The 19,889-nt window shown below is 67.2% G+C and carries 19 protein-coding genes; 9 read left to right on the forward strand and 10 right to left on the reverse strand.

Going from position 1 to position 19,889, the window contains the following annotated elements; all coding sequences use genetic code 11:
- The first annotated feature begins 134 nt into the window (after positions 1-134).
- Positions 135-794 carry an HAD family hydrolase gene (locus tag QSK05_RS15910; RefSeq protein ID WP_285597992.1) on the forward strand — a complete coding sequence of 220 codons (660 nt, stop codon included), beginning with the start codon at positions 135-137 and terminating at the stop codon, positions 792-794.
- Between the two features lie 198 nt (positions 795-992).
- On the opposite strand, the gene QSK05_RS36370 is transcribed toward QSK05_RS15910, so the two are convergent.
- Complete coding sequence (locus tag QSK05_RS36370; protein WP_352301449.1) at positions 993-1,187, reverse strand: helix-turn-helix transcriptional regulator; 195 nt, start codon at positions 1,185-1,187, stop codon at positions 993-995.
- An 84-nt stretch (positions 1,188-1,271) separates the two neighbouring features.
- Here QSK05_RS36370 and QSK05_RS15915 point away from each other — a divergent pair, with 84 nt between their 5' ends.
- The 4 genes from QSK05_RS15915 to QSK05_RS15930 all read left to right on the forward strand — a co-directional run bounded on the left by QSK05_RS15915 (position 1,272) and on the right by QSK05_RS15930 (position 4,760).
- Positions 1,272-1,850, forward strand: coding sequence for a P-loop nucleotide/nucleoside kinase family protein (locus QSK05_RS15915; protein ID WP_285597993.1), 579 nt, complete (start codon positions 1,272-1,274; stop codon positions 1,848-1,850).
- A gap of 165 nt (positions 1,851-2,015) precedes the next feature.
- A complete protein-coding gene (locus QSK05_RS15920) occupies positions 2,016-3,977 on the forward strand; it encodes an alpha/beta hydrolase (protein ID WP_285597994.1) in 1,962 nt (653 codons plus the stop codon).
- Positions 3,978-4,093: 116 nt separating this feature from the next.
- Complete coding sequence (locus tag QSK05_RS15925) at positions 4,094-4,576, forward strand: LppA family lipoprotein (protein WP_285597995.1); 483 nt, start codon at positions 4,094-4,096, stop codon at positions 4,574-4,576.
- Positions 4,569-4,760: a hypothetical protein gene (locus tag QSK05_RS15930; protein ID WP_285597996.1), complete on the forward strand. Its 192-nt coding sequence runs from the start codon at positions 4,569-4,571 to the stop codon at positions 4,758-4,760. Before QSK05_RS15925 ends, QSK05_RS15930 begins: the two co-directional genes overlap by 8 nt.
- 59 nt (positions 4,761-4,819) lie before the next feature.
- Here the strand turns inward: QSK05_RS15930 and QSK05_RS15935 are convergent, their stop codons facing one another.
- Positions 4,820-5,752, reverse strand: a complete 933-nt coding sequence (locus tag QSK05_RS15935; RefSeq protein ID WP_285597997.1) for an NAD-dependent epimerase/dehydratase family protein — start codon at positions 5,750-5,752, stop codon at positions 4,820-4,822.
- A 90-nt stretch (positions 5,753-5,842) separates the two neighbouring features.
- On the opposite strand from QSK05_RS15935, the gene QSK05_RS15940 reads away from it, so the two are divergent.
- On the forward strand, positions 5,843-6,454 hold the full coding sequence (locus QSK05_RS15940) for a TetR/AcrR family transcriptional regulator (RefSeq protein ID WP_285597998.1): 612 nt from the start codon (positions 5,843-5,845) through the stop codon (positions 6,452-6,454).
- An 82-nt stretch (positions 6,455-6,536) separates the two neighbouring features.
- Here QSK05_RS15940 and QSK05_RS15945 read toward each other — a convergent pair whose 3' ends face one another.
- The 3 genes from QSK05_RS15945 to QSK05_RS15955 form a co-directional block, all read right to left on the reverse strand.
- Positions 6,537-7,034, reverse strand: coding sequence for a hypothetical protein (locus QSK05_RS15945; protein WP_285597999.1), 498 nt, complete (start codon positions 7,032-7,034; stop codon positions 6,537-6,539).
- Between the two features lie 20 nt (positions 7,035-7,054).
- Positions 7,055-7,582, reverse strand: a complete 528-nt coding sequence (locus tag QSK05_RS15950; protein ID WP_285598000.1) for a hypothetical protein — start codon at positions 7,580-7,582, stop codon at positions 7,055-7,057.
- Positions 7,583-7,734: 152 nt separating this feature from the next.
- A complete protein-coding gene (locus QSK05_RS15955; RefSeq protein ID WP_285598001.1) occupies positions 7,735-8,538 on the reverse strand; it encodes a GNAT family N-acetyltransferase in 804 nt (267 codons plus the stop codon).
- A 267-nt stretch (positions 8,539-8,805) separates the two neighbouring features.
- Here QSK05_RS15955 and QSK05_RS15960 point away from each other — a divergent pair, with 267 nt between their 5' ends.
- The gene (locus QSK05_RS15960; RefSeq protein WP_285598002.1) at positions 8,806-10,293 is read left to right on the forward strand and encodes a sodium:solute symporter family transporter; all 1,488 of its coding nucleotides are present in this window, start codon (positions 8,806-8,808) and stop codon (positions 10,291-10,293) included.
- Between the two features lie 17 nt (positions 10,294-10,310).
- Here QSK05_RS15960 and QSK05_RS15965 read toward each other — a convergent pair whose 3' ends face one another.
- Positions 10,311-11,570 (reverse strand): ATP-binding protein, encoded by a 1,260-nt coding sequence (locus QSK05_RS15965; RefSeq protein WP_285598003.1) that lies wholly within the window; start codon positions 11,568-11,570, stop codon positions 10,311-10,313.
- Positions 11,571-12,062: 492 nt separating this feature from the next.
- Here QSK05_RS15965 and QSK05_RS15970 point away from each other — a divergent pair, with 492 nt between their 5' ends.
- Positions 12,063-12,614 (forward strand): QsdR family transcriptional regulator, encoded by a 552-nt coding sequence (locus QSK05_RS15970; protein WP_285598004.1) that lies wholly within the window; start codon positions 12,063-12,065, stop codon positions 12,612-12,614.
- Here QSK05_RS15970 and QSK05_RS15975 read toward each other — a convergent pair.
- Both QSK05_RS15975 and QSK05_RS15980 read right to left on the reverse strand, forming a co-directional pair.
- Complete coding sequence (locus tag QSK05_RS15975; protein ID WP_352301457.1) at positions 12,604-13,449, reverse strand: alpha/beta hydrolase family protein; 846 nt, start codon at positions 13,447-13,449, stop codon at positions 12,604-12,606. The two genes, QSK05_RS15970 and QSK05_RS15975, sit on opposite strands and share 11 nt — an antisense overlap.
- A 182-nt stretch (positions 13,450-13,631) precedes the next feature.
- Positions 13,632-14,276, reverse strand: coding sequence for a hypothetical protein (locus QSK05_RS15980; protein ID WP_285598006.1), 645 nt, complete (start codon positions 14,274-14,276; stop codon positions 13,632-13,634).
- Between the two features lie 503 nt (positions 14,277-14,779).
- On the opposite strand from QSK05_RS15980, the gene QSK05_RS15985 reads away from it, so the two are divergent.
- Positions 14,780-15,538, forward strand: coding sequence for an SAM-dependent methyltransferase (locus QSK05_RS15985; RefSeq protein ID WP_352301629.1), 759 nt, complete (start codon positions 14,780-14,782; stop codon positions 15,536-15,538).
- 134 nt (positions 15,539-15,672) lie between these two features.
- On the opposite strand, the gene QSK05_RS15990 is transcribed toward QSK05_RS15985, so the two are convergent.
- Together QSK05_RS15990 and QSK05_RS15995 are read right to left on the reverse strand one after the other, a co-directional pair.
- Positions 15,673-17,805 carry an acyltransferase family protein gene (locus QSK05_RS15990; RefSeq protein ID WP_285598008.1) on the reverse strand — a complete coding sequence of 711 codons (2,133 nt, stop codon included), beginning with the start codon at positions 17,803-17,805 and terminating at the stop codon, positions 15,673-15,675.
- Between the two features lie 301 nt (positions 17,806-18,106).
- On the reverse strand, positions 18,107-19,705 hold the full coding sequence (locus tag QSK05_RS15995; protein ID WP_285598009.1) for a ricin-type beta-trefoil lectin domain protein: 1,599 nt from the start codon (positions 19,703-19,705) through the stop codon (positions 18,107-18,109).
- Positions 19,706-19,889 lie beyond the last annotated feature (184 nt).

The following is a 19,889-nucleotide window of genomic DNA, read 5'->3' on the forward strand; positions in this document are numbered from 1 at the left end:
CCTTCGCCGGCGGATATCCTCGGCGCCATCAATGTCGAGTTCTCCAGTCGTCTCGTCAACGCCATCGACGCCCGCGAGGAATGGTTCGGCGTGCAGTTGAACGCCATGGCTGACGACCTGGGACTGTCTGTCCGATGAGAGGACGAAACATGCTGCCCGTGCTGGCTGTCGACGTCGATGGGGTCGTGGTCCACCCGCTGGAACGCTTCGGCGACCACTCCTGGAATCACTTCGTCGCCGAGGATCTGGACATTGACCCTCAGGATCTGGGCCAGCTGTTCTTCCGCACCTACTGGCCGGAGATCATCATCGGCGCCCGGGATCTGCGCGAGACCATGAATCAGTTGATGCCCCAGATTAATCCAGCGATCAGCGGCGATCAGCTGGTGGACTACTGGTTCGCCAACGACGCCCGGCTCGATCGGGCCGTGGCCGACGAGCTCCTGGCCTGGAAGCAGCGCACCGGGGGAGTGCTGGTGGCGGCGACCAACCAGGAACGTCACCGCATGGCCTACCTGATCGAGAAGGTCGGTCTGGGAGAGATCTTCGACGATGTCATCTTCTCCGGCGAGGTCGGCGCGACCAAGAGCGACCTCGCCTTCTTCGCCCGCGCACTGACCCGGCTCGGCACGGACACCCCGGAGTCGGTGATGTTCATCGACGACGACCCCGGCAACGTCGCCACCGCCACCTCAGCCGGCTGGAGCGCGTATCTCTTCACCGGAATCGACGGCCTCCGCCTGCTGCTCGCTCAGTACCCCGCTGCCGCCCGAGACCTGACGGCGGGTAGTTGATCGCGCCGAAGAAACCTGGCGGAAGGCGAATCAGCGACCCAGGAGATCCTGGCGAAGATCTGGGTCTTCACCCAGGATTCCGCCTGCGGTGTCGCGGTTGTGGCGGCCTGAGCTATCCGTGGACCAGGCATTCTCCGGATCATGGGTCGCAGTTATCGTGGCGCCGAGCATGTTGACGATCTCGAACAGGCGTAGGGCCTAAAGGTTGGGTCTGCCCGATTCGATCTCATATATGTATCGACGGGAGATGCCGAGACGCTGCGCCAATTCTTGCTGGGTCAGGTCGTTGGCGTAGCGCAGGCGGGCCACGAAGGCTCCAAGGTCCTCGGGCGATCGCACTACTGATCTGGCGGCGGTCGTGGAGGTGCCGGGGTCACTATTTACGGGCGTCATTGAGCTTCCTTGGTGCGTTGATATCTTCCCAAAGATCCAATGAGAGGATATCGGCGCACGGCATTGACGAGAGGATATTCGCCCATGGCTCGCGTGGTCTTCATGTGTGGTCCGGCCGGATCAGGGAAGTCGACGTTCGCCCGGCGCCTGGAGGAGCGGGGGATGGTGCGGCTCTCGTTCGATGTCGAGCTGTGGCGGCGAGGGCTTCCGGGGGCGCTGCCACCCGGGCCGGTTCGTGCCGAGGTCGAGAGCGAACTCAAAGAGAGACTTTTGTGGCTGGTTTCGGAAGGCCGCGACGTCGTCCTGGATTTCTCGTTCTGGTCGCGGGCGATGCGTGACGACTACCGCGGCCTGCTGGAGCCGTTCGGCGTGGTTCCCGAAACCATTTATCTGGCAACCGATCGCGAAACCGTTCTAGAGCGCGTGCGGGACCGGCGCGGGGCGCACGCGGACGACGCGGTGCTGAGTGAAGAGATGGCAGCGCAGTACTTCGACGGGTTCGAGGTTCCGACCGAAGCCGAAGGTCCCTTGCGCGTGGTCCATTTCCGGCGCAGCCGGGGCTCAGAGGTGGATGACGTGGAAATGGTCGAGCGCCACCACGATGCCGGCCAGCACCGCGATGAGGCCGGCAACGAGGGAGGAACTCATGGGCGGCGAGCGTAGGGGACGGTCGCAAGGCCGGCGGTGTACGGCAGATGAACCACCTCGTTGCCCGGCGATATGACCCTGAGTAACTCGATGATCACCTGAGGTGCCACTTGGGCGTTTGGTACCCTCTGGGCTGCGATTATGGGAGGGGCTCATGATGAAATCGCAGGGTGGGAAGCGGTGAGCGCGGCCTGGGCACAGGTGCGCGACTGGCGGTCGAGTGACCTGGAGGGCGCGGCGGCGAAGCTGCGTGACATCGAGGATCAGCTGATCGACACGGGCGACGGGCTGAGCAAGGTGGCGCCGCCGAGCTGGAGCGGTACGGCCTCCGACGGAGCCCGTGAACAACTGGATCAGCTCAAGGAACTGCTCGAGGACCGGATCGCCGAGGTGGCCGCGGTGCGGCGGGGGCTGCTGGACGCGTCGGACGGGGTCGTGGACGTCGAGCGGGCGGTGAAGCAGGCCGAGCAGTTCGCCGCGGACAACGGCCTGGAGATCACCGCGACGAACGTGCAGGACGTGCGCGGGCTGACCATGTGTTACGCGACCGAGCACGACGAGGAACTGGCCCGCGACGCGCGCTCGCTCCTGGTGGACGAGTGCGCCGCGTACGTCGCGGAGGCGGTGCGCCGCGCCGGGGATGTCGATCAGGACCTGTCCCAGGTGCTGAACGGCCAGGTGATGAGCGGTGCGCTGGCCCGGTACGACTACCGGAGCCCGGACGACGCGGCGCTGCGCGGTGAGAACGCCGGCGTTGCCGACCTCTACGGCCAGCCGGCGAAAGACGCTAAGCCGGCGCAGAACAAAGCCTGGTGGGACAGTCTCACGGAGGCCGAGAAGGCGGAGATCCTCAAGGATCACCCGGACTGGATCAACAACCGCAACGGGCTGCCCGCCGACGTCCTCGATGCGGCCAACACCGCCCTGCTGCCGGTCTACCAGGAGCAGGTGAAGGATCAGCTCTGGTCGCTCAAGAACGAGCTCGCCGGGCTCGGTCCCGACGACGAGGACCGGAAGAAGGCCCTGGAGAAGGCGATCGGCGAGCTCGAGGACAAGCGTGACTCGCTGGACACGGTGGATCGTCTGGGGAAGCAGGACAATACGATGATCCTCGGCCTGGACATCAGCAACCAGCGGGCCCAGGCCATCATCTCTAACGGGAACCCCGACACCGCAGACCATGTCGGCGTCTTCACACCCGGCCTGACCTCGACCGTGCAGGATATGGACGGTTACGCCGAGGACATGCGAAAGATGCGGCTGGGTGCGGAGCGTTCCCTGAACCGCGACCCGGCGACCGCCGGCGAGGACGCCGCCATGGTGACCTGGCTGGGGTATCAGGCCCCGCAGATCTCGGCCGAGAGCCTGACCGACTTCGACGGTGACTCGGTGGCCATGGCCAACAGCGCCCGTACCGGCGGCGACAGCCTGGCCGAGTTCTACCAGGGCATCAACATCAAGAACGACCATGCCGACATCACCGCGCTGGGGCACTCCTACGGTTCCACCACCACCGGGTACGCCCTGCAGCACGCCAACACCGGGGTGGACCGGGTGGCCTTCTTCGGCTCGCCGGGCCTGGGCGTCGACGACGTGAACGACCTGAAAGTTCCCTCGGGCAAGGTCTTCTACGAGGAGGCCAACTGGGACGGGGTCGGCGACCTGCAACGCTTCGGAAAAGACCCGAGCGAGATGGACGGGGTGGTGCAGCTGGACACCAACGAGGTCCAGGACGCCCAGGAGGGCAAGCTCTCGGGCATCACGCTGCACACCTCGTACCTCAACGAGGGCACGACCAGCCAGCACAACCTCCAGTCGCTCGTCGCGGGTCAGGAAGACCGGGTCGTGGAGGGCGACCACAACGTCCCGCTCGGCGAGATCCTCCGGGACGGCGTGACCAACCCCCTGGGGCCCGGCGGCGAGATCGGCGAGCGCCTGGGCGAGAAGATCGGCGAGGAACTGGTAGAGGTAAAGGACTCGGCCGTGGACCTGGCCGAGGCCGGGGCGAAGAAGGTCGCCGAGGGGTTCTCCGACGTGGCCGCCGGGGCGGCGGAGAAGAGCTACGAGGTGCGTCAGGGCGTCGGCAGTATCTACGAGCAGCTCAAACGGGCTGCGATGGGCGATCCGGGCGGTCTGCGGTGAGATTGATGAAGCGTGGGCCACGGGCTCGACGAACCGGCAGCGTCGTCGCTGCCCTGACCATCGCCCTGACAACCGCCCTGGCCGTGGCCGGGTGTGGTGACGGAGGAGGAGAGAGCGTGAACGCGTCGATGTCGCAGGCGGACGCCGAGAAGGAACTGCAGTCGCGACCCTCGTACGAACAGGGCTCGAAGGACTACCTGGCCATGCTCGCCGAGATGCGCGGGGTCTTCGACGAGTTGGCTCCCGACCTGAAATGGACGCAGAAGGAGCCGGCCGAGGTCAGCTCCGGCATCTGTGCCCCGCCCTTCCAGAAGATCGAGGCAGCCGAATCGGGCACCTTCGAGGCCGGTTACGCGCAGGGAAGCACCCCGGACGCGGCCTGGCCGGAGGCCAAGCAGAAGCTCATCGACATCGCCGCCCAGTACGGCTTCACCGTGGTCAACGAGCTGAGAGACGCCCCCCAGGACCGGGCCATCACGATCAGCAACGGTCAGGACGCCACCGTGGAGTTCGGCGACTACGGCAACACCACGCTGGCCGTGAACGGATCGTGTCTGCTGCACGAGACCGCGAAACCGGGGAACAGCAGTGGTGGCTGACGACGGCCGGATCCCGGATCCACTGAACCCGTACCGGACCCCTCCACCGCAACCACCCGCGTCCTCCGGTGGCCCGCGTCCCTCGTGGGAAGCGATCAGCATCGTGACGGCCATCGTGCTGGTGACGGTGGTGGTCGTCGTGGGGCTGGTCGGCGGATTCGTCCTGCTCATGGGTTTCTGGTGATGAACCGGGTCGGGTGAGACCCGATGCCCTGTCGATGCCCTGTCGATGCCGGTAGCGATTCAGTGGTGCGCGCGATACCAGGCGATGGTCTGTTCCAGTGCCTCCTCGTGGCTCGTCACCGAGAACGAGGAGAAGGTGTGGACGAAGGCCGAGTGGTCGACGATCCACGGCCGGGTGCGCTGGTGGTCGAGTTCCGAGTACCCGCGAAGTCTCCGGTCGAACAGAGACATCGCGCGTGGGGTCAGTGCCGGTAGGCGGATGAACCGGCGTGGCGTACCGGCGATCTCGCCCGCCAGCGCGGCGAAGGCGGAGACCGCCAGGGTCGGGGCGGCGGGGGTGTGCCAGGCCCGGCCGTCGGCCCGTTCGTCGTCGCCCAGCACGATCAGCGCCCGCGCCGTGTCGGAGGAGAAGGCGAAGGTGTGGGGGAGTTCGCGGGGTGCGAACCACAGGGGGTTGCGGCCCCGCACCAGACGCTCGATGATCATCTCGTCCGGCAGCGAGGTCCGGGAATCGGGGCCGTAGTAGTCGCTACTGCGCCCGAGCGTGACCCGCGCCCGGCCCTGGGCGTGCGCGGCGAGCAGCGTGCGTCCCAGGCGGGACCGCAGCTTCTCCTTGGGGCCGACCGGCCGCTCGGGGGTCTGCTCGTCGAACGGCCCGTCGACCGGGCCGTAGCAGTACAGGTTGTCGGCGAACACCAGCTTGGCGCCGGTCTCCTCGGCGGCCGCGATCGCGTTGTCGACCATGGCCGGGAACAGGTCGACCCAGTCGGGATAGGGCACGTTGGTGGCCAGATGGATGACGGACGCATCCCGGCACGCGGCGATCGCGGCCGAGCGGTCCAGGAGATCGGCCCGGTGGTTCTCCACGCCGTCCGGAAGGCCGGCCCCGCTGCGGGTGACACCGCGCACCGGCCGGCCCTGCTCGACGAGCTGACGGGCGATCTCGGCGCCCAGTCCGCTGCCCGCCCCCAGCACCACCGTCGTCTCGGACATGGCTCCTCCTCGGCCGTGAACACATCTAACAAAAGTTAGACCCTGTTACGAAAGTACACTGTCATCACGAGCAAGGGGAAGGGTCCATCGATGACGGGGTCACCGGGCAACCGGCGCGAGCGCTACCGCCGTGAGGGAACGGACGAGATCAAGCGGCTGGCCATGCTGCAACTCGCCGAGTCCGGGTCGGCGGGCATCTCGCTGAGTGCCATCGCCCGGCAGATGGGGATGACCGGGCCGGCGCTGTACCGCTACTTCGCCAACCGCGACGCCCTGCTCACCGCCCTGATCCGGGACGGCTACGCCGACCTGGCGCAGGCCATCGAGCAGGCGGCCACCAGCGGCGCCGCCCTGCCACCGGACCGGCGGCTACGGCAGATGGCCGAGGCCTTCCGGGCCTGGGCGCTCGCCGATCCGCATCGCTACCTGCTGCTGTTCGGCACGCCGGTGCCCGGCTACCAGGCGCCGATGGACACGTTCGAGACGGCCTTCGGCACTCTGACGGTGCTCTCCACGGTCGCTGCCGAACTGCTGGGGTCCACCGAGGGCGGGGCCCCGCTCCGCCTGGCGACCGTGCTCTGGACGCGCATGCACGGCGTGGTCAGCCTGGAGGTCGCCGGTCAGTTCGCGCACCTCGACCTGGACCCGGGGGAGTTCTTCTCCGAGGAGGTGGAAAGTGCTGTCGCGCAGGCCGGTCGGTGAACGGTTGCGCTCACGTCACAGGCTGTAGATGAGCCCCTTCGCTCCCGCACCTGAGCGTCGGCGTCTGAGATCGCTCATCTGTTCAGTCGTCGCCGGTGACCAGCCGGTGTAAACGCACGGCGGTGATGCCCTCGGCCAGGGCCGGGCTCTTCAGCACGTAGGCCTGCTGGGGCACGATCCGGTAGCCCAGCTCGGCCACGGCGTGGTCGGCCTCGGCCCGGTCGCGGGTGTAGAAGTGGGCGCGTGCTCTCCTGTTCCAGAGTCGGTACAGCGCAACCGCATCGGGCGGAGCAGACTTCGGGCTGCTCGCCCGGAAGACCCACAGTGAGTCCAGCCGCACCTCGTCGATGTACCTCGCCCGCCCGAGCAGCTGCGTGGCCTCGGCCCGGTCGACCGTGTAGATCTGGTCGCCGGTCCGGCGGTGGCGCAGCCGGTAGAGCGGTGTGGTGCGGATACCGACGTGGAGCACTGGCCGGCTGAACACGAACATGCTTGCGGACGAGTCGGTCTCGTCGCGGTAGCCCTGGTCCAGCCGGGCCCGTTTCTCCGCCGGGTCGGTCGTGTAGAAGTGTGTCTGCATCGGAGCCTCGGAAGGGTCGGTCAGCGCCGGCGGCGCAGCGGCGGGAGCGGGACGGTGACGGCATGCGGGGAGTCCGGGGCGGAACGGGGGACGTACGGGGCCGGGTACTCGGCCTGGAGTTCGTAGCGCTCCCGCTGGGCGGTGCGGGCCAGCGATTCGCTCGTCGTGGAGAAGTGCGCCCGCAGGCGGGGATTCCACAGGCGAAGGAGCTGGTCGGAGTCCGGGGGAGCGAGCGCGGGGTCGGTCACCGAGTAGACCCAGGCGGGATGTTCGTCCGACTCGTCGGTGTATCCGGCGGGGACCAACTCGGCGGCGCTGGTCGTGTAGAAGATGTCGCCCGTGGCCAGGCTGTGCAGTCGGCGCAGGCGCACGGTGCGGTTGCCCGCGAAGTACACCGACTGCGAGAACGCCCAGATCGGTCCGGTCGCTCCTTCGGGTGGTGCCGCCTCGCCGGGTCGCGCGCTACCGGCGAGCGCGGCTCCCGCGAGCCCGAGCTGGATCACCCCTCGTCGGGACAACGGCGATCTGAGCGCATCGGGCACAGGCATGCTTCCCCCACATCACTGGATCCAGGGACGAGGCTCTCACCTACTTGCCAGTCCATCGAATGCCACGCCCTGGCCCCCACCGCCTCTTCGCCTGATCACGAACCGGAGGGGGAGGGGGCGCCGCTGATGGGGTGATTCTCGCGCCGGGGCTGCTACTCGACGATCATGGCCGTACCGATCTGCCGGAATCCCAGGCGCCGGTAGATGCGCGCCACGTCTTCGTCGGCGGCGGAGAGGAAGACCGTCCCGATCCCGCGTTCGGTGGCATCGGCCACCAGTGCTGAGGTGACGGCCGCGCCGTGTCCTTCGCGGCGTCGCGAGGGCAGGGTGCCGACCCCGACGATCTCGGTGACGCCGTCGAGGGGGTTGTGCTGGCCCGCGGCGACGGCGGTGCCGGTCTCCTCGTCCACTGCTGTGAAAACTGTTGCTTGTTTTCGGATTCGCATCCGGGAGTGCTCTACCGTGCCGTCGGCCTCGGCCTTCGCGCTCTCTTCGAGGAGCTCGGGCAGGCCGGCCGTGCCACCGGCGAAGGCCAGTCGCTGGGCGGCGATCGCGGAGGGCAGTACCGTGCTGTCGGCGTCCAGTACCCGTGCGACTGGAAGTGGCGATGTCCCGGTCCCGGTCCCGGCCCCGGCCTCGGCGAGCACCAGGAGTGGGCACTGAGTGATGTGCAGGCCCGCGGCCTCGACGACGGACCTCAGACCGGGGGCGTTCTCCGCCACCCACTCGAAAGTCTCGGCCAGGCCGAGTTCACGCTGGCGGGCCTGCACGGCGCGGACATGTTCCACCGTCACGGTTTCCCGGCTGCCGACCGTGGGGCGGGCGTAGAAGGGGAAACCACCGGCCGCCTGGCGCACGAACAAGGTGAGCGGACCGAAATCCTCGGTGCGGGCGCTCATTCGCGGCACAGCGTCGTAGTACCGCTCCAGCTCCTGGAGCTGCTGCCGGACATTCATCGATGTGGTCATCCTGTTCTGCGGTTTCTGCGATTCTTCGGGTCGCAGTCTGGCATCTTCGGCCGTGAGGTCCCCTGCCTCCCCGGAACGGTCCGCATGGATCACGAACGGGCCCGGAAAAACGTTCGTGGCCACCGCGCCAGGGCAGGTGAGCTCGCCGGTTAACGAGATTGTGCGCATCCGGGTCGTCTGCGCGTAACTCGGGCCGGGTTATCTGTCGGTTGATCGAAAGTCGCCCGTCAGATCCGCCTGACCGAGGAGTTGCCCGTGATCACCGCTGGTGTCGGACTGTCCGTGCTCATCGTGCTGGTCGTCGGCATAGCCGTGGCCCGCAAGGTCGACGGCGACAGCGCCAACTATCTCGTGGCCGGGCGCCAGCTCGGGGTGCCCCTGGTCGCGGTCGCCCTGACCACGGCCGCCGTCGACAGCAACGCGACGGTCGGGAACACGGACCTCAGTGCGACGTACGGGTTCTGGGCCGGGGCCTCGCTCGCGCTGGGTCTTGCGGTCTGCCTGCTGCTGGCCGGGTTGTTCCTGGCCCGGCCGATGAACCAGATGGGGCTCTTCACCCTCGGCGACTTCTTCGCGCGGCGCTACAACCGGCCCGTCGAGGTGGTGTCGTCGGTGCTCATGGTTTTCGCCTTCACCATCCTGCTCGCGGGCAACCTGGTGGCGATGGGCTTTCTCATGGAGACCTTCACCAGCATGTCGTACGACGCCGGCGTGGTGCTGGCCGTGTGCCTGGTGCTGGCCTACACGATCGGTGGTGGGCTGTTCTCCGACGCCTACACGGCCGTGATCCAGGCCGTCATCACCGGGATCGCCACCGTCGTGCTCTTCGTCTGGGTCGCGAACGAGTACGGCATCGCGATTCCCGACGGGCTCGGGCCCTTCGATCTCGGTCAGCTCACCGACACCGGCCAGGGAGCGGCCGTGAACTGGGCCACCCTGATCTCCCTGGGCATCGGCGACCTCGTGGCCATCGACTTCATGCAGCGTATCTTCGCGGCGAAAAGCCCGGCCGCGGCGCAGAAGGCGTGCTTCATCGGGGCCGGCGCGACGGCCGTCGTCGGTGTGCTGTGGTCGCTCATCGCCCTGACCTCGGTCTCGGCGCTCGGCCTGACCAGCGAGAACGGCCCGATCATCTACCAGTTGCTCGACCATCACGCCCCCGTGATCCTGGCGATCCTGTCGCTGTCGGGCATCGTCGCGGCGTCGTTCTCCACGGCCTCGGGCGCCATCCTGGCCACGTCGGCCGTGGCCGTGCGGAACATCGCCGGAGTGCGCCGCGAGGTCGCTCCCGGCCACCACGACCCGCTGCTGCGCTGGACCCGCGTGGCCATGCTCCCCGTCGTCGCCGTGGCCGTCGTCCTCGCGATCCGGGTGAGTCAGACCGGCATCCTGCTGACCCTGGCCTTCGACCTGATGCTCGCCTGTCTGGCCGGGCCCTTCCTGCTGGGCCTGTTCTGGAAGCGCTCCACCTCGACCGCGGCGCTGGTCGCCGCCGGTGTCGGCCTCGCCGTGCGGCTGGTACTGCTGGCCCTGGTGCCAACTCTCTACGGCGTCCCCAATGACCTCTTCTATATCGACAACACCATGGTGGACGCTGGTCTCGACGGCTGGGCGACCTTGGTCGCCGCTTCGGTGAGCCTGGTGGCGTTCGTGGTGACCTCGCTGCTCACGAGCTCGCAGCCCGACGAGGAGATCGACCTGCGCACCCTGCCCGCAGGGGAGATGTCCGTGTCGGGTGGCTGACCCCCGGGTGCCCGGTCTCAGGCGTGGGCCTCGCCGGCCTGCCAGAGGGCGCTGACCGGAACGGCTCGCATCTTCTCCCCGAAGGGCAGTGTCGCGGTGCCGGTGTAGAGCACGACACCGGTGACGAAATCGTCGCCGAGTCGCTCGGCCAACCGGCGTAGACCGCGGAAGTCGTCGGTTCTCACGGTCGAGGCCGCCTTCACCTCGATGCCGACGACCTGACCGGAACGACTCTCCAGCACCGCATCGACCTCGTACTTGCTGTGGTCGCGGTAGTGGAAGAGGTTGACTGCCCGGTCGGACCAGGTGAGTTGCCGCGAGAGTTCCGACAGTACGAAGGATTCCAGGAGAGATCCGAACGGGGAGTCCGGACGCAGCAATGATCTCGCATCGGCGGCGATCTCGTTGGCGGCGATCCCGGAGTCGACAAAAATCAGCTTGGGCGTGCTCGTCGCGCGGGTACCGAGGTTACGTGACCAGCCCGGGACCCGCTTGATCAGGAAGATCTCCTCGAGCGCCTGGAGATAGCGGGCAATGGTCGGCCTGGTGATCCCCAGCTCGGACGCCAGAGAGCCCGGCACGATGAGGGTCGCTGATCGGGCGGCCAGGAGACGGACCATCTGCCGGAGAGCACCCTTGTGCTGGATCTCCGAGAGCTGACGGATATCGCGGTCGATGAGTGATTGGACGTAGGCGTCGAGGAAGCGTTCCCGGCGTCGGTTGTTCTCCCGGGCGGTGGCCTCCGGGAGGCCACCGCGCACGATCCTCGCGGCGTAGTCGGCCCGGGTGATGCTCGACTCGTGATGCAGATCAGGGCCGAGCTCGAAGATCGCGTCGACGAAGCCGTCCGGCTCACCGTTCAGCTCTCCCTGCGACAGCGGCCACAGCTCGACCGTCTCCATCCGGCCCGGAAGGGCGTCCGGGGCGTCGAGCATGCCGAACAGCTGCGAGGAGCCTGTGAGGAGGTACCGGCCAGGTCGAGGATCCTCGTCCACGGAGGCCTTGATGGCCAGCAACAGACTCGGAACGCGCTGGATCTCATCGATGACCAGAAGCTCGGAGAAGTCGACGAACCCGACCGGATCGGTGATGGCTGCCGCTCGTTCCTGCTCCCGGTCCAGGTCACGGCGCACCGCATCACGGTCTGCGGCGACGACCCGTACCAGCGTGCTCTTGCCGGCCTGGCGGGCTCCACCGACCAGCACGACGCGCGTGTCCGCCAGGGCCGCCGCGACCTGCCGGGCGGCGTGACGGGGAATCCAATCAGGGTTGGGCACGTTCGGATGCTACCCCCAGATGTTCAATCTGCGACGTCGGCTCGTTCAATCCGCGACGGTAGCTTGTTCGTTCTGCGCATTGTCCGCTGATCGCCGGGGAGAGCTTTCCCTAGGTCAGAGGCGCTGCTCCTGGAGTGATCGACATCGGTGGCGACGTGGTTCACGAGCTCCATCGGCGGGGCTGACACGAACAGGGCGTTGCGGGCCCGCAGGCCCAGGCGGGTGCGAGGGCCGTCAGACGGCCGGCTGGCGGGGGTCGTCGCTGCGCAGAACCGGATTCTCCGCGAGCGGGTGGGTCAAGCGCCGGTCAAACTTCGAGGTGTCCGCCGAGCGATATTCTGGTGCGCGGTTACCCGTTGGTCGGGGACGATGGAGGACGAGGTCATCGGCGCCTCAAGATCGGCGAAAGTTTTCTTTGAGAAAATTCGTCCGCTGGCCGAAAACCGATCCGCCGTCAATTCATTCGACCTGTGAATGTGGTGGGATACGAATATGTCCACGAGCCGCAGTGTGATGGCGCCCGAGGTCATACTGCGCGGCGCCGCAGTGCACTTCCAGCGTCATTCCACCCTTGACATGGATCTGCTGGCCCGGGAGCTGGCGATCAGCCGGGCTACGCTCTACCGCGCCGTGGGCAGCCGGGACCGACTGCTGGGCATGGTGTTCGGGACGATCAGCCGGTGGATCTTCCAGCTGGCCCGCGACGAGGTCCGGCCGGTCTGCGGGCCGGACGGCGTGCTGGCTGTCACCCGCGCCTACGTGAAACTGCTCGACCAGGCGGTGCAGCTGCGCACGTTCATGCAGGAAGATCCGCAGATTGCCGCGAGGGTGCTCTTCACCCCGGCGGGTGACGTGATGCGTCGGTCGGTGCAGGAGCAGACGGCGACCTTCCGCGAGGCCGGCATCGGCGGTGACGACCTGGAAGATCGGGCTTTCCTCTACGTACGCCTCGTGGAATCGGTGCTCTTCTCGGAACTGCTGGGCACCGGCCAGGTTTCCCTGGCCGGTGCCGAAGGTGCCCTGCGTGCCCTGCTCAGGGAGTAAAGCTGCTGCAGGTGTTCGAGTACTCAGACACGGCCAGGTCGGACGTCGGCCCGGGACAGACGAACTGGCGGTACCGCTCGTCGTTGTCGAGGAACAGTTTCAGCCACGAGATGCTGTACTTGGCGATCGTGGTGTTGGAGCTGTTCGGCGCGAAGTGCGAGGCGCTGCGCAGTTCCAGGTACGCCTTGCCCGGGGTGCTCGGCAGGCTCCGGTAGAACGGTTGTGCGTGCGAGGCCACCGGTGCCACCGTGTCGGCCTGGGCCCCGACCACCAGCGTCGGAACCCGGTTGCCGGAGAACGACTTCGTGGTTTCCCAGGGAGTCAGCGGGATGGCCGCCTGCAGGGCCGGCCGGCTCTTGGACGCCTCCAGGGTGCCACCGCCGCCCATCGAGTGCCCGATGACCGCCTGGCGCGAGGCGTCGATGCGGGAGCTCACCCGGCTGTCCTTGGTGACCTGGTCGAGCGCGGCCAGGAGCTGCCGGCCCCGGCTGTCGGGCTGGTCGGACGTGGTCAGCGTGTCGATGTTGAACACGACGAAACCTTGCGTGGCCAGGCGCTGGGCCAGCCACGCCATGCTCGACTTGTACGCGGTGAAGCCGGGTGCGATGGCCACGACACCGAACGTGCCCTGGCTGGTGTCGGTCGGGTAGTAGATGTCACCACCGCCGAAACCCGTTGCAGCAAGGCGAGAGACGGATACCTGGCTGGTGGCGAACGATCCGCGGGCAGCCTCGATGCTCGAATTCGTGGGCGCCGGGCCTCGCTGGTACGACTCCTGTGCGCTGGCGTTCTGCGCGAACAGCAGGCCGGCGGCCACGAGTGAAGCAGAAACCATCGCTACCAAAGGCTTACGGCGCCTGGAACCACGTGTTCCGATTGTTGGGAGGGACACTTCGAACTCCTTACCGAGACGGGTCGGGGTGCGAATCGATCGTGTCCGGCCCACGGTGCTGCGCACAACTGTCTCGGCCCAACGTGAGACGGACGTCCGGACAAACTGATTGACCTGACTTGCTTTTAGGCCGGGCTTAGGCCGTCCAGGTCGAGTACGGTGAGAGTGCGGCGCGGAGCTGGTGTGCCGTCGCCGCGCGGGAAACCGAACCGGGTCGCGATGCCGTCGCCGTAGGTGGCCGCGAACTCGTGTGGCAACACCACTCCCGCCAGGACCGTGGGCCGCAAATAGTTGCGCCGGTCGTCGGCGATCTGATCGAGAACCCGCTCCGCGTCACCGCGCGGGGGCAGGCGCAGCAGCGTGAGATCGGCGCGTTCCAGGGGTTTGGCGTAGTTGTCGAGGTACTGCCGGCGGGTGTCGAGCGACGTCCAGCCCTCGCGGCGTGGATTGGCCCGGGCAGCGGCGGTCGCCGCCGGGTCGGGGTCTTCGGGCAGGGAGAGCTCGTCGAGCACCCCGACCGCGAACAGGTGAGGGCTGTAGCCACGCTCGTCGGCGATGCTCTCCGCCGCCCGCCGGGCCGTCGCGAGTGCCACCCCGTAGGCCTGCCGCAGCGACGCCGATCGCACGTAGAGCGTGTGGGCCGGCTCCTGCGCCCAGCTCAGTGCCTGGCCGACCAGGTCTTCGGGGGCGGCCGCACTGAAGGCCGCCCAGGTGTGGGAGCGCCACTCGGGGCCGACGGCGCCGCTCCACCAGGAATCCGGTTCGGTCATGGGGACTTTCTATCCGGTCCGATTCCCGGGGTCTAACCGTGCCCGGGAGGCGAGAATCGCCCGGGCGGGCATCATGAGGAGATGTTCCTCTTCTTCTCGAACCGTCTCGGATGTTTCGGCTCACTCATGGTCAGCCTGGTGGTGACGGTGATCCTCGTCGCCGTCCTCACGCGCGGTTTCTGAGGGTGCTTCAGGGCCCAGAACGATGACGCGGAGGGCCAGCCGGTCAGGCTGGTGCCAACTGATGGCCAGAGGAGAGCATCCATGACCTCATGCTCATGATCCTCACCGGTCACCCCACTGGTCGCATGTCCAGGTTCGGGAGGTTTCACTGTGCTGTCCGGCCCGGCCGGGCGATAGCCTGAACCGGCACAGAAACGACAAAGGCGCCGGGCAGAGCCGCCTGGGCGTGGATCGGGAGGGGAACCGTGGCCGAGTCGGAGTCAACCGTGGAGTCGCAGGGAGAGAGCGAGAGCCTGACCACGCCTCATCCTGATCATCTGGTGCCGAACTCGGCCCGGATGTACGACTACTGGCTCGGGGGCAAGGACAACTACGCCGCTGACCGTCAGCTGGCCGAGCTGTTCCTTCAGAAGATTCCCTCGATGCGCGAGATGGCCAGGGCCAACCGCGACTTCGTCACCCGGGCCACGCACTACCTGGCCGCCCACGGGGTGCGGCAGTTCATCGACATCGGCACCGGCATCCCGACCAGCCCCAACCTGCACGAGACCGCGCAGAGCATTGCGCCGGACGCTCACGTGGTCTACGCCGACAACGACCCGGTGGTGCTCGCCCACGCCCGGGCTCTGATGATCAGCAACGAGGTCGGGCAGGTCGCCTACATCGACGCCGACGTGCGGAAGCCGGAGCAGCTCCTGGGCAGTACGGAACTGCGGGAACAGCTCGACCTCGACCGCCCGGTCGCGCTCATGCTGGTCGCGGTGCTCATGCTCATCGATGACGCCGAAGACATCCACGCCACCGTGGCCCAGCTGCGCGACGCTCTGCCGTCGGGCAGCTACCTCGCGATCACCCACCCCACGGCCGACTTCGACCCGCCGGTGGTGCAAGAAGTCACCGACTCCGCCCGTGCCACCGGCATGACCTTCGTACCGCGCTCACGCGACGAGGTGGCCAGCTTCTTCGGCGACTGGGACGTGGTGGAGCCGGGCATCGTGCCGGTGCGGGCCTGGCCCGACGAGAACGTGGACGGCGCGAAATCGGCCTGGTACTGGGCGGCCATCGCCCGCAAGCCCTGAACAGGTATCCCGTGTTCGTGATCATGTAATCCCTAGCCTCCGGCCGGGAGGGATCTCACCTCGCCGGGGAAGTGGTGACACCACCCGGCCGAAGGCTGGGGATCGCATGATCACGAACGGGGGATGAGGCCAGGTCAGCCCTGGGTTGCCCTCGGCTGGGCAGCACCGGTCGATGTGCTGCTGGTCGATGGCTGGATGGTGGCGGGTGTCGTGCCCAGCAGGGTCTGGCGCAGTTTGTACCTCACCAGGGCCGGGCTCAGTTGCTCCTCGAAGTACGGGGTGAGGGTGCGGGCGTAGGTGGCGGTGAGGTGATGGTCGTCGCGGTACATGAGCATGTCGCCCATCACCGCGGGGCACCGTTCGGCCGCGCAGATCTTGTCGTTGAGGTCGATCACCGGGGTGTCGGTCTCGGCGGAGGCGGCCTTCACCATGCCGGAGTTACGCAGGGCGAACGGCCTCGATCGGGAACAGGCCATCAGGTCTTCCAGGTGCGTGCTGACGCACTCCGGCATGTCGTGCAGCATGCGCGGGGTCTCGGCGATCGTGACCGTCGGGATGCCGGCGTTCTGCATCTCGTGCAGCCGCACGTTCAGGCCCCGGATCATCTCCTGCCGGTTTGCCTCGCCGGTGAGCCCGACCCCGTTCCTGACCGTGGCGTAGTACTCGAGCTGGGTGGTGACGAGCAGATCGGGATGCTCTTTCAGTGCCTCCTGCTTCACCGAGTCGTTCCAGGTCACACAGTTGGAGTACTCCACCTTCGGTGCCTGGTAGCGACGGGTGTCGGAGAACGCGCAGCCGGCCTTCGTGATCGAAGTCAGCTGCCAGTGATGCTCCTTGGCGATCTGGATCAGCGTCGGCAGCCACTGGCCCATCTTCGAGTCACCCACCGCCATCACCCGGGGGCCGACGCCTCCGGTGCGATAGTCGAAGACACACAGATTGATGGTGTCGTCGGCGTAGTTCGAGGGACAGTCCCGGTCGTAGATCTCGCCGTTGTCCACCGCGGCCTTCTCCGGGCGGGGGGTGAGAGCCGTCGCGGTCTGCTGTAGTTGTGTGGGGGCCGCGGCGCCCAGCGCATTGACCGGGTCATCAACGGATTTGGCCTGGGTCAGGGCCTGACCGGTGCCGGCCCCGATCACCACGAGCGCCAGCCCGGTGGCGATGCCGATGCGGGTGCGGGAGAGCAGTTTCGCCTGACGGGTGGGCTGCTCGACGAGGTAGTAGGTGACGGTGGCCAGGACCACGCTGATACCGACGATCGCCCAGCCCTCCTGTGGGGTCAGTGTTCCGTCGCGCTCGGCGAACACGACCAGCGGCCAGTGCCAGAGGTAGAGCGAGTAGGAGATGTCGCCGATCCAGGTCAGCGGCCTCAGTGCCAGCACGGTCTTCACACTGTTCGGTGCGTCGCCGAAGCCCAGCACCAGAACGGTGCCGATGATGACCATGGCGGTGAGCGGACCGGGCCACATGGTGGTCGGCTTCACCACGAACAGGGACACGAAGATCAGGGCGAGCCCGGCCCAGCTGAGAAGACCGGTCCACCGTGGGCGCTCCGGCCCGTTCCGCCAGGCCGGGCGGCTCGCCATGACCACTGCGCACAGGGCACCGGCCGCGAGCTCCCAGACCCGGGTCTGCGTGGTGAAGTACGTCTGGGCGCTGTAGGTGGCCAGCGCGAGGGTGAACGAGCCGACGGTGATCAGGCCGATCACCGCGATCGCGACCTTGCGCGTGCGAGCCAGCAGCACCAGGCTCATGAGCAGCGGCCAGAAGACGTAGAACTGCTCCTCGATGGACAGCGACCAGTAGTGCTGCAACGGGCTCGCCGCCGCGCCCTCGGCCAGATAGTCCACCGAACTGGCGGCCAGCCGCCAGTTCACGATGTAGGTGCTGGCCGCGACGGCGTCGGAGCCGATGCTCTCCCAGCGGGCGGGCGGTAGGTACCAGCGTGACACCACACAGGTCACCAGCAGCACCAGGGCGCTGGCGGGCAGCAGACGGCGCAGGCGCCGGGCCCAGAACGTCGGCAGCGAGATCCGGCCGGTGCGGTCGTGTTCACGCACGAGGAGGCCGGTGATGAGAAAGCCGGAAAGAACGAAGAACACATCGACGCCGATGAAACCACCGCTCGGCCCGAGGCCGGTGTGGTAGAGCAGCACCGTCAGGACAGCCACGGCTCGCAGACCCTGGATGTCGTTGCGATGGGACGGCCTAGGAGCCGTCGGGACGCGTCCGGCGGGTGGCGGCGCGTCGACGGGAGCTTGCTTCACAACCCCATAAAAGCTCAAGAGACGAAAATGGTTGTCCGGTTTTGGGATTTTTTACACCAGGTTCTTTCGTCGTGCACGTTCATGATCGATCTGCTCCGGTTCTTGGGACGGCCCGTGCATAATCGCACGCGCCCGGAAGCTCCCGGCCTGGTTTGGATGTCCGGGCACCGGGCGATCGAATAAGAACGCTACCCGTGCATCCGGTCGCCGCGCAGCGTTAACCCGTTGTTCATGGCCACACAGAAAACGGACAGGCCGGGGCCGCAAAAGCCCCGTCCTGCCCGTCGGTTGGTCACATGCGTCACTGGTTGATCGTGGTGATCCCGAAATCACTGCTGGCCGTGCGGAAGTCCTGGTATAAGACCCGGGTCTGCGGGCCCCAGCCCTGCTGTCCCGTGTTGTTGCAGTCCCACAGCTGCACCTTCGCGCCGTTCGTGTTGATGGCACCCAGATGCGCGTCCAGGCAACGGTTGTTGTATATCGAGCGGATCGGTCCGGCTACTGAGCCGTTGAACTTCCACTGTTGCTGGGCGGAGCCGTTGCACTGCCACAGCTGGACGATGGTGCCGTTCCCGTTGATCGTGCCCAGGTCGGCGTCCAGGCAGTACGCCTGATTCGTAGCACTACGGATGGAACCATCGTTGTTGAACACGAAATTCTGCTGCATGCTGTTGTTGCAGTCCCAGAGCTGAATCCTGGTGCCATTGCGATTCAGGTTGTTCGCGTCGGCATCCAGGCACTTCCCGTTGTACGAGACCTTGATCGGGTAGGAGGAACCGCTGCCCGAGATCGTTCCCTTCGCCGTCACCTTGTCACCGTTCAGGGTGAACACCGGTCCGCCGCTGTCGCCCGGGCGGGAGGCAATGCCGCCGACCGAATACGCCAGCACCAGATCGGTATAGGTCTCGCCGCCGAAGGAGTAGCTGTACGAGAAGTTGAGCGAGTTCTGGATGTTGCACTGCGCGCCGCTCGTCATACCCGACTGGCAGATCCACTCGTTCGGGAAGGTGTCGCCCCAGCCGCTGACGGCCTTCGTGAACTGGGCCCGGTCCTCATAGCGCTTGGTGCCGCCGCCGTCCCAGATCCGCCCCGAGGCGCCGGCGGTGATCAGCATGATGTCGTGTGCCAGGTTCTTGCGCTCGCCGGCGCCGACCGTGCGGGTGGCGTCGCCGTTCTTGAAGACGCCACCGGTCCAGCCGCAGTGCCCTGCCGTCAGGAGGTACTGGGTGCTGCCCTGCCGCACCGCGAAACCGCTCGAACACCAGCCGCCCCCGGGCGTGGTGATTCGGCCGCCACCGTAATAGGGGGCGTAGTCGTCTTGGCGCCAGCTGGGTTTCGGGGCCGGAGCCACCTCCATGCGGATCTTCACGGACGAGGAGTCGAGCGCCCGGGTCCGGAAACGGTTCACCGTGGCGGTGGAGATCGGGGAGGATGTCTGAGCGACCAGCCCGCTGCCGTCGGCCGGCACCCGGACCCCGTAGACCGGGCCGTCCGTCGCGGTGATGTAGACCATGGCCTGCTTCTCGGCCTTCCTCAGCTCGGTGCGGGAATACCGGGCCGGATGCAGAGAGGCGGTTTTCTCGCCGCGCACCAGCGCTTGGATGCCGGCCGGCGCGGTGCCCTTCCAATACACGCTGACGCCTTTCGATGTCAGCGAAATGCCGGTGTAGCCCGCGTGCGGCCCGGACTCGATGCGGTCGCGCAGGCGCTGGGCCGCCGCCACGAGTGGAGCCTGCTGCTGCATACGCGACTTCTGGGCGGCGGGCACGTGTGCGAACGGTTGTTCCTCGGTGTGGGTCGGCTTGGGATCGTCCGGAGCGGCCTGAGCCGCGATCGGTGTGGCGACGAGACATCCGGCGATGAGCGCGGGAACGCCCAGAATTTGCCAGCGATGGAACATTTCGGCCCCCAGGAAGACGGGTGGCTCACAGGGAGTGTGAGGTGCCCAGGAGAGCCGCACCCGGCCGGGCCGGATGCAGAAGATGATCAAACTCCATCGTTCGGACGAGCGGTCCCCCCACCTTCCCCGTTCCGCCGGTGAAATCCGCACGTGTGGGGGAATGATGAGCGGGGCGTGGTGTTGC

Origin of the sequence: Kineosporia sp. NBRC 101731 (genome assembly GCF_030269305.1) — a bacterium.
Lineage (GTDB): Bacteria > Actinomycetota > Actinomycetes > Actinomycetales > Kineosporiaceae > Kineosporia.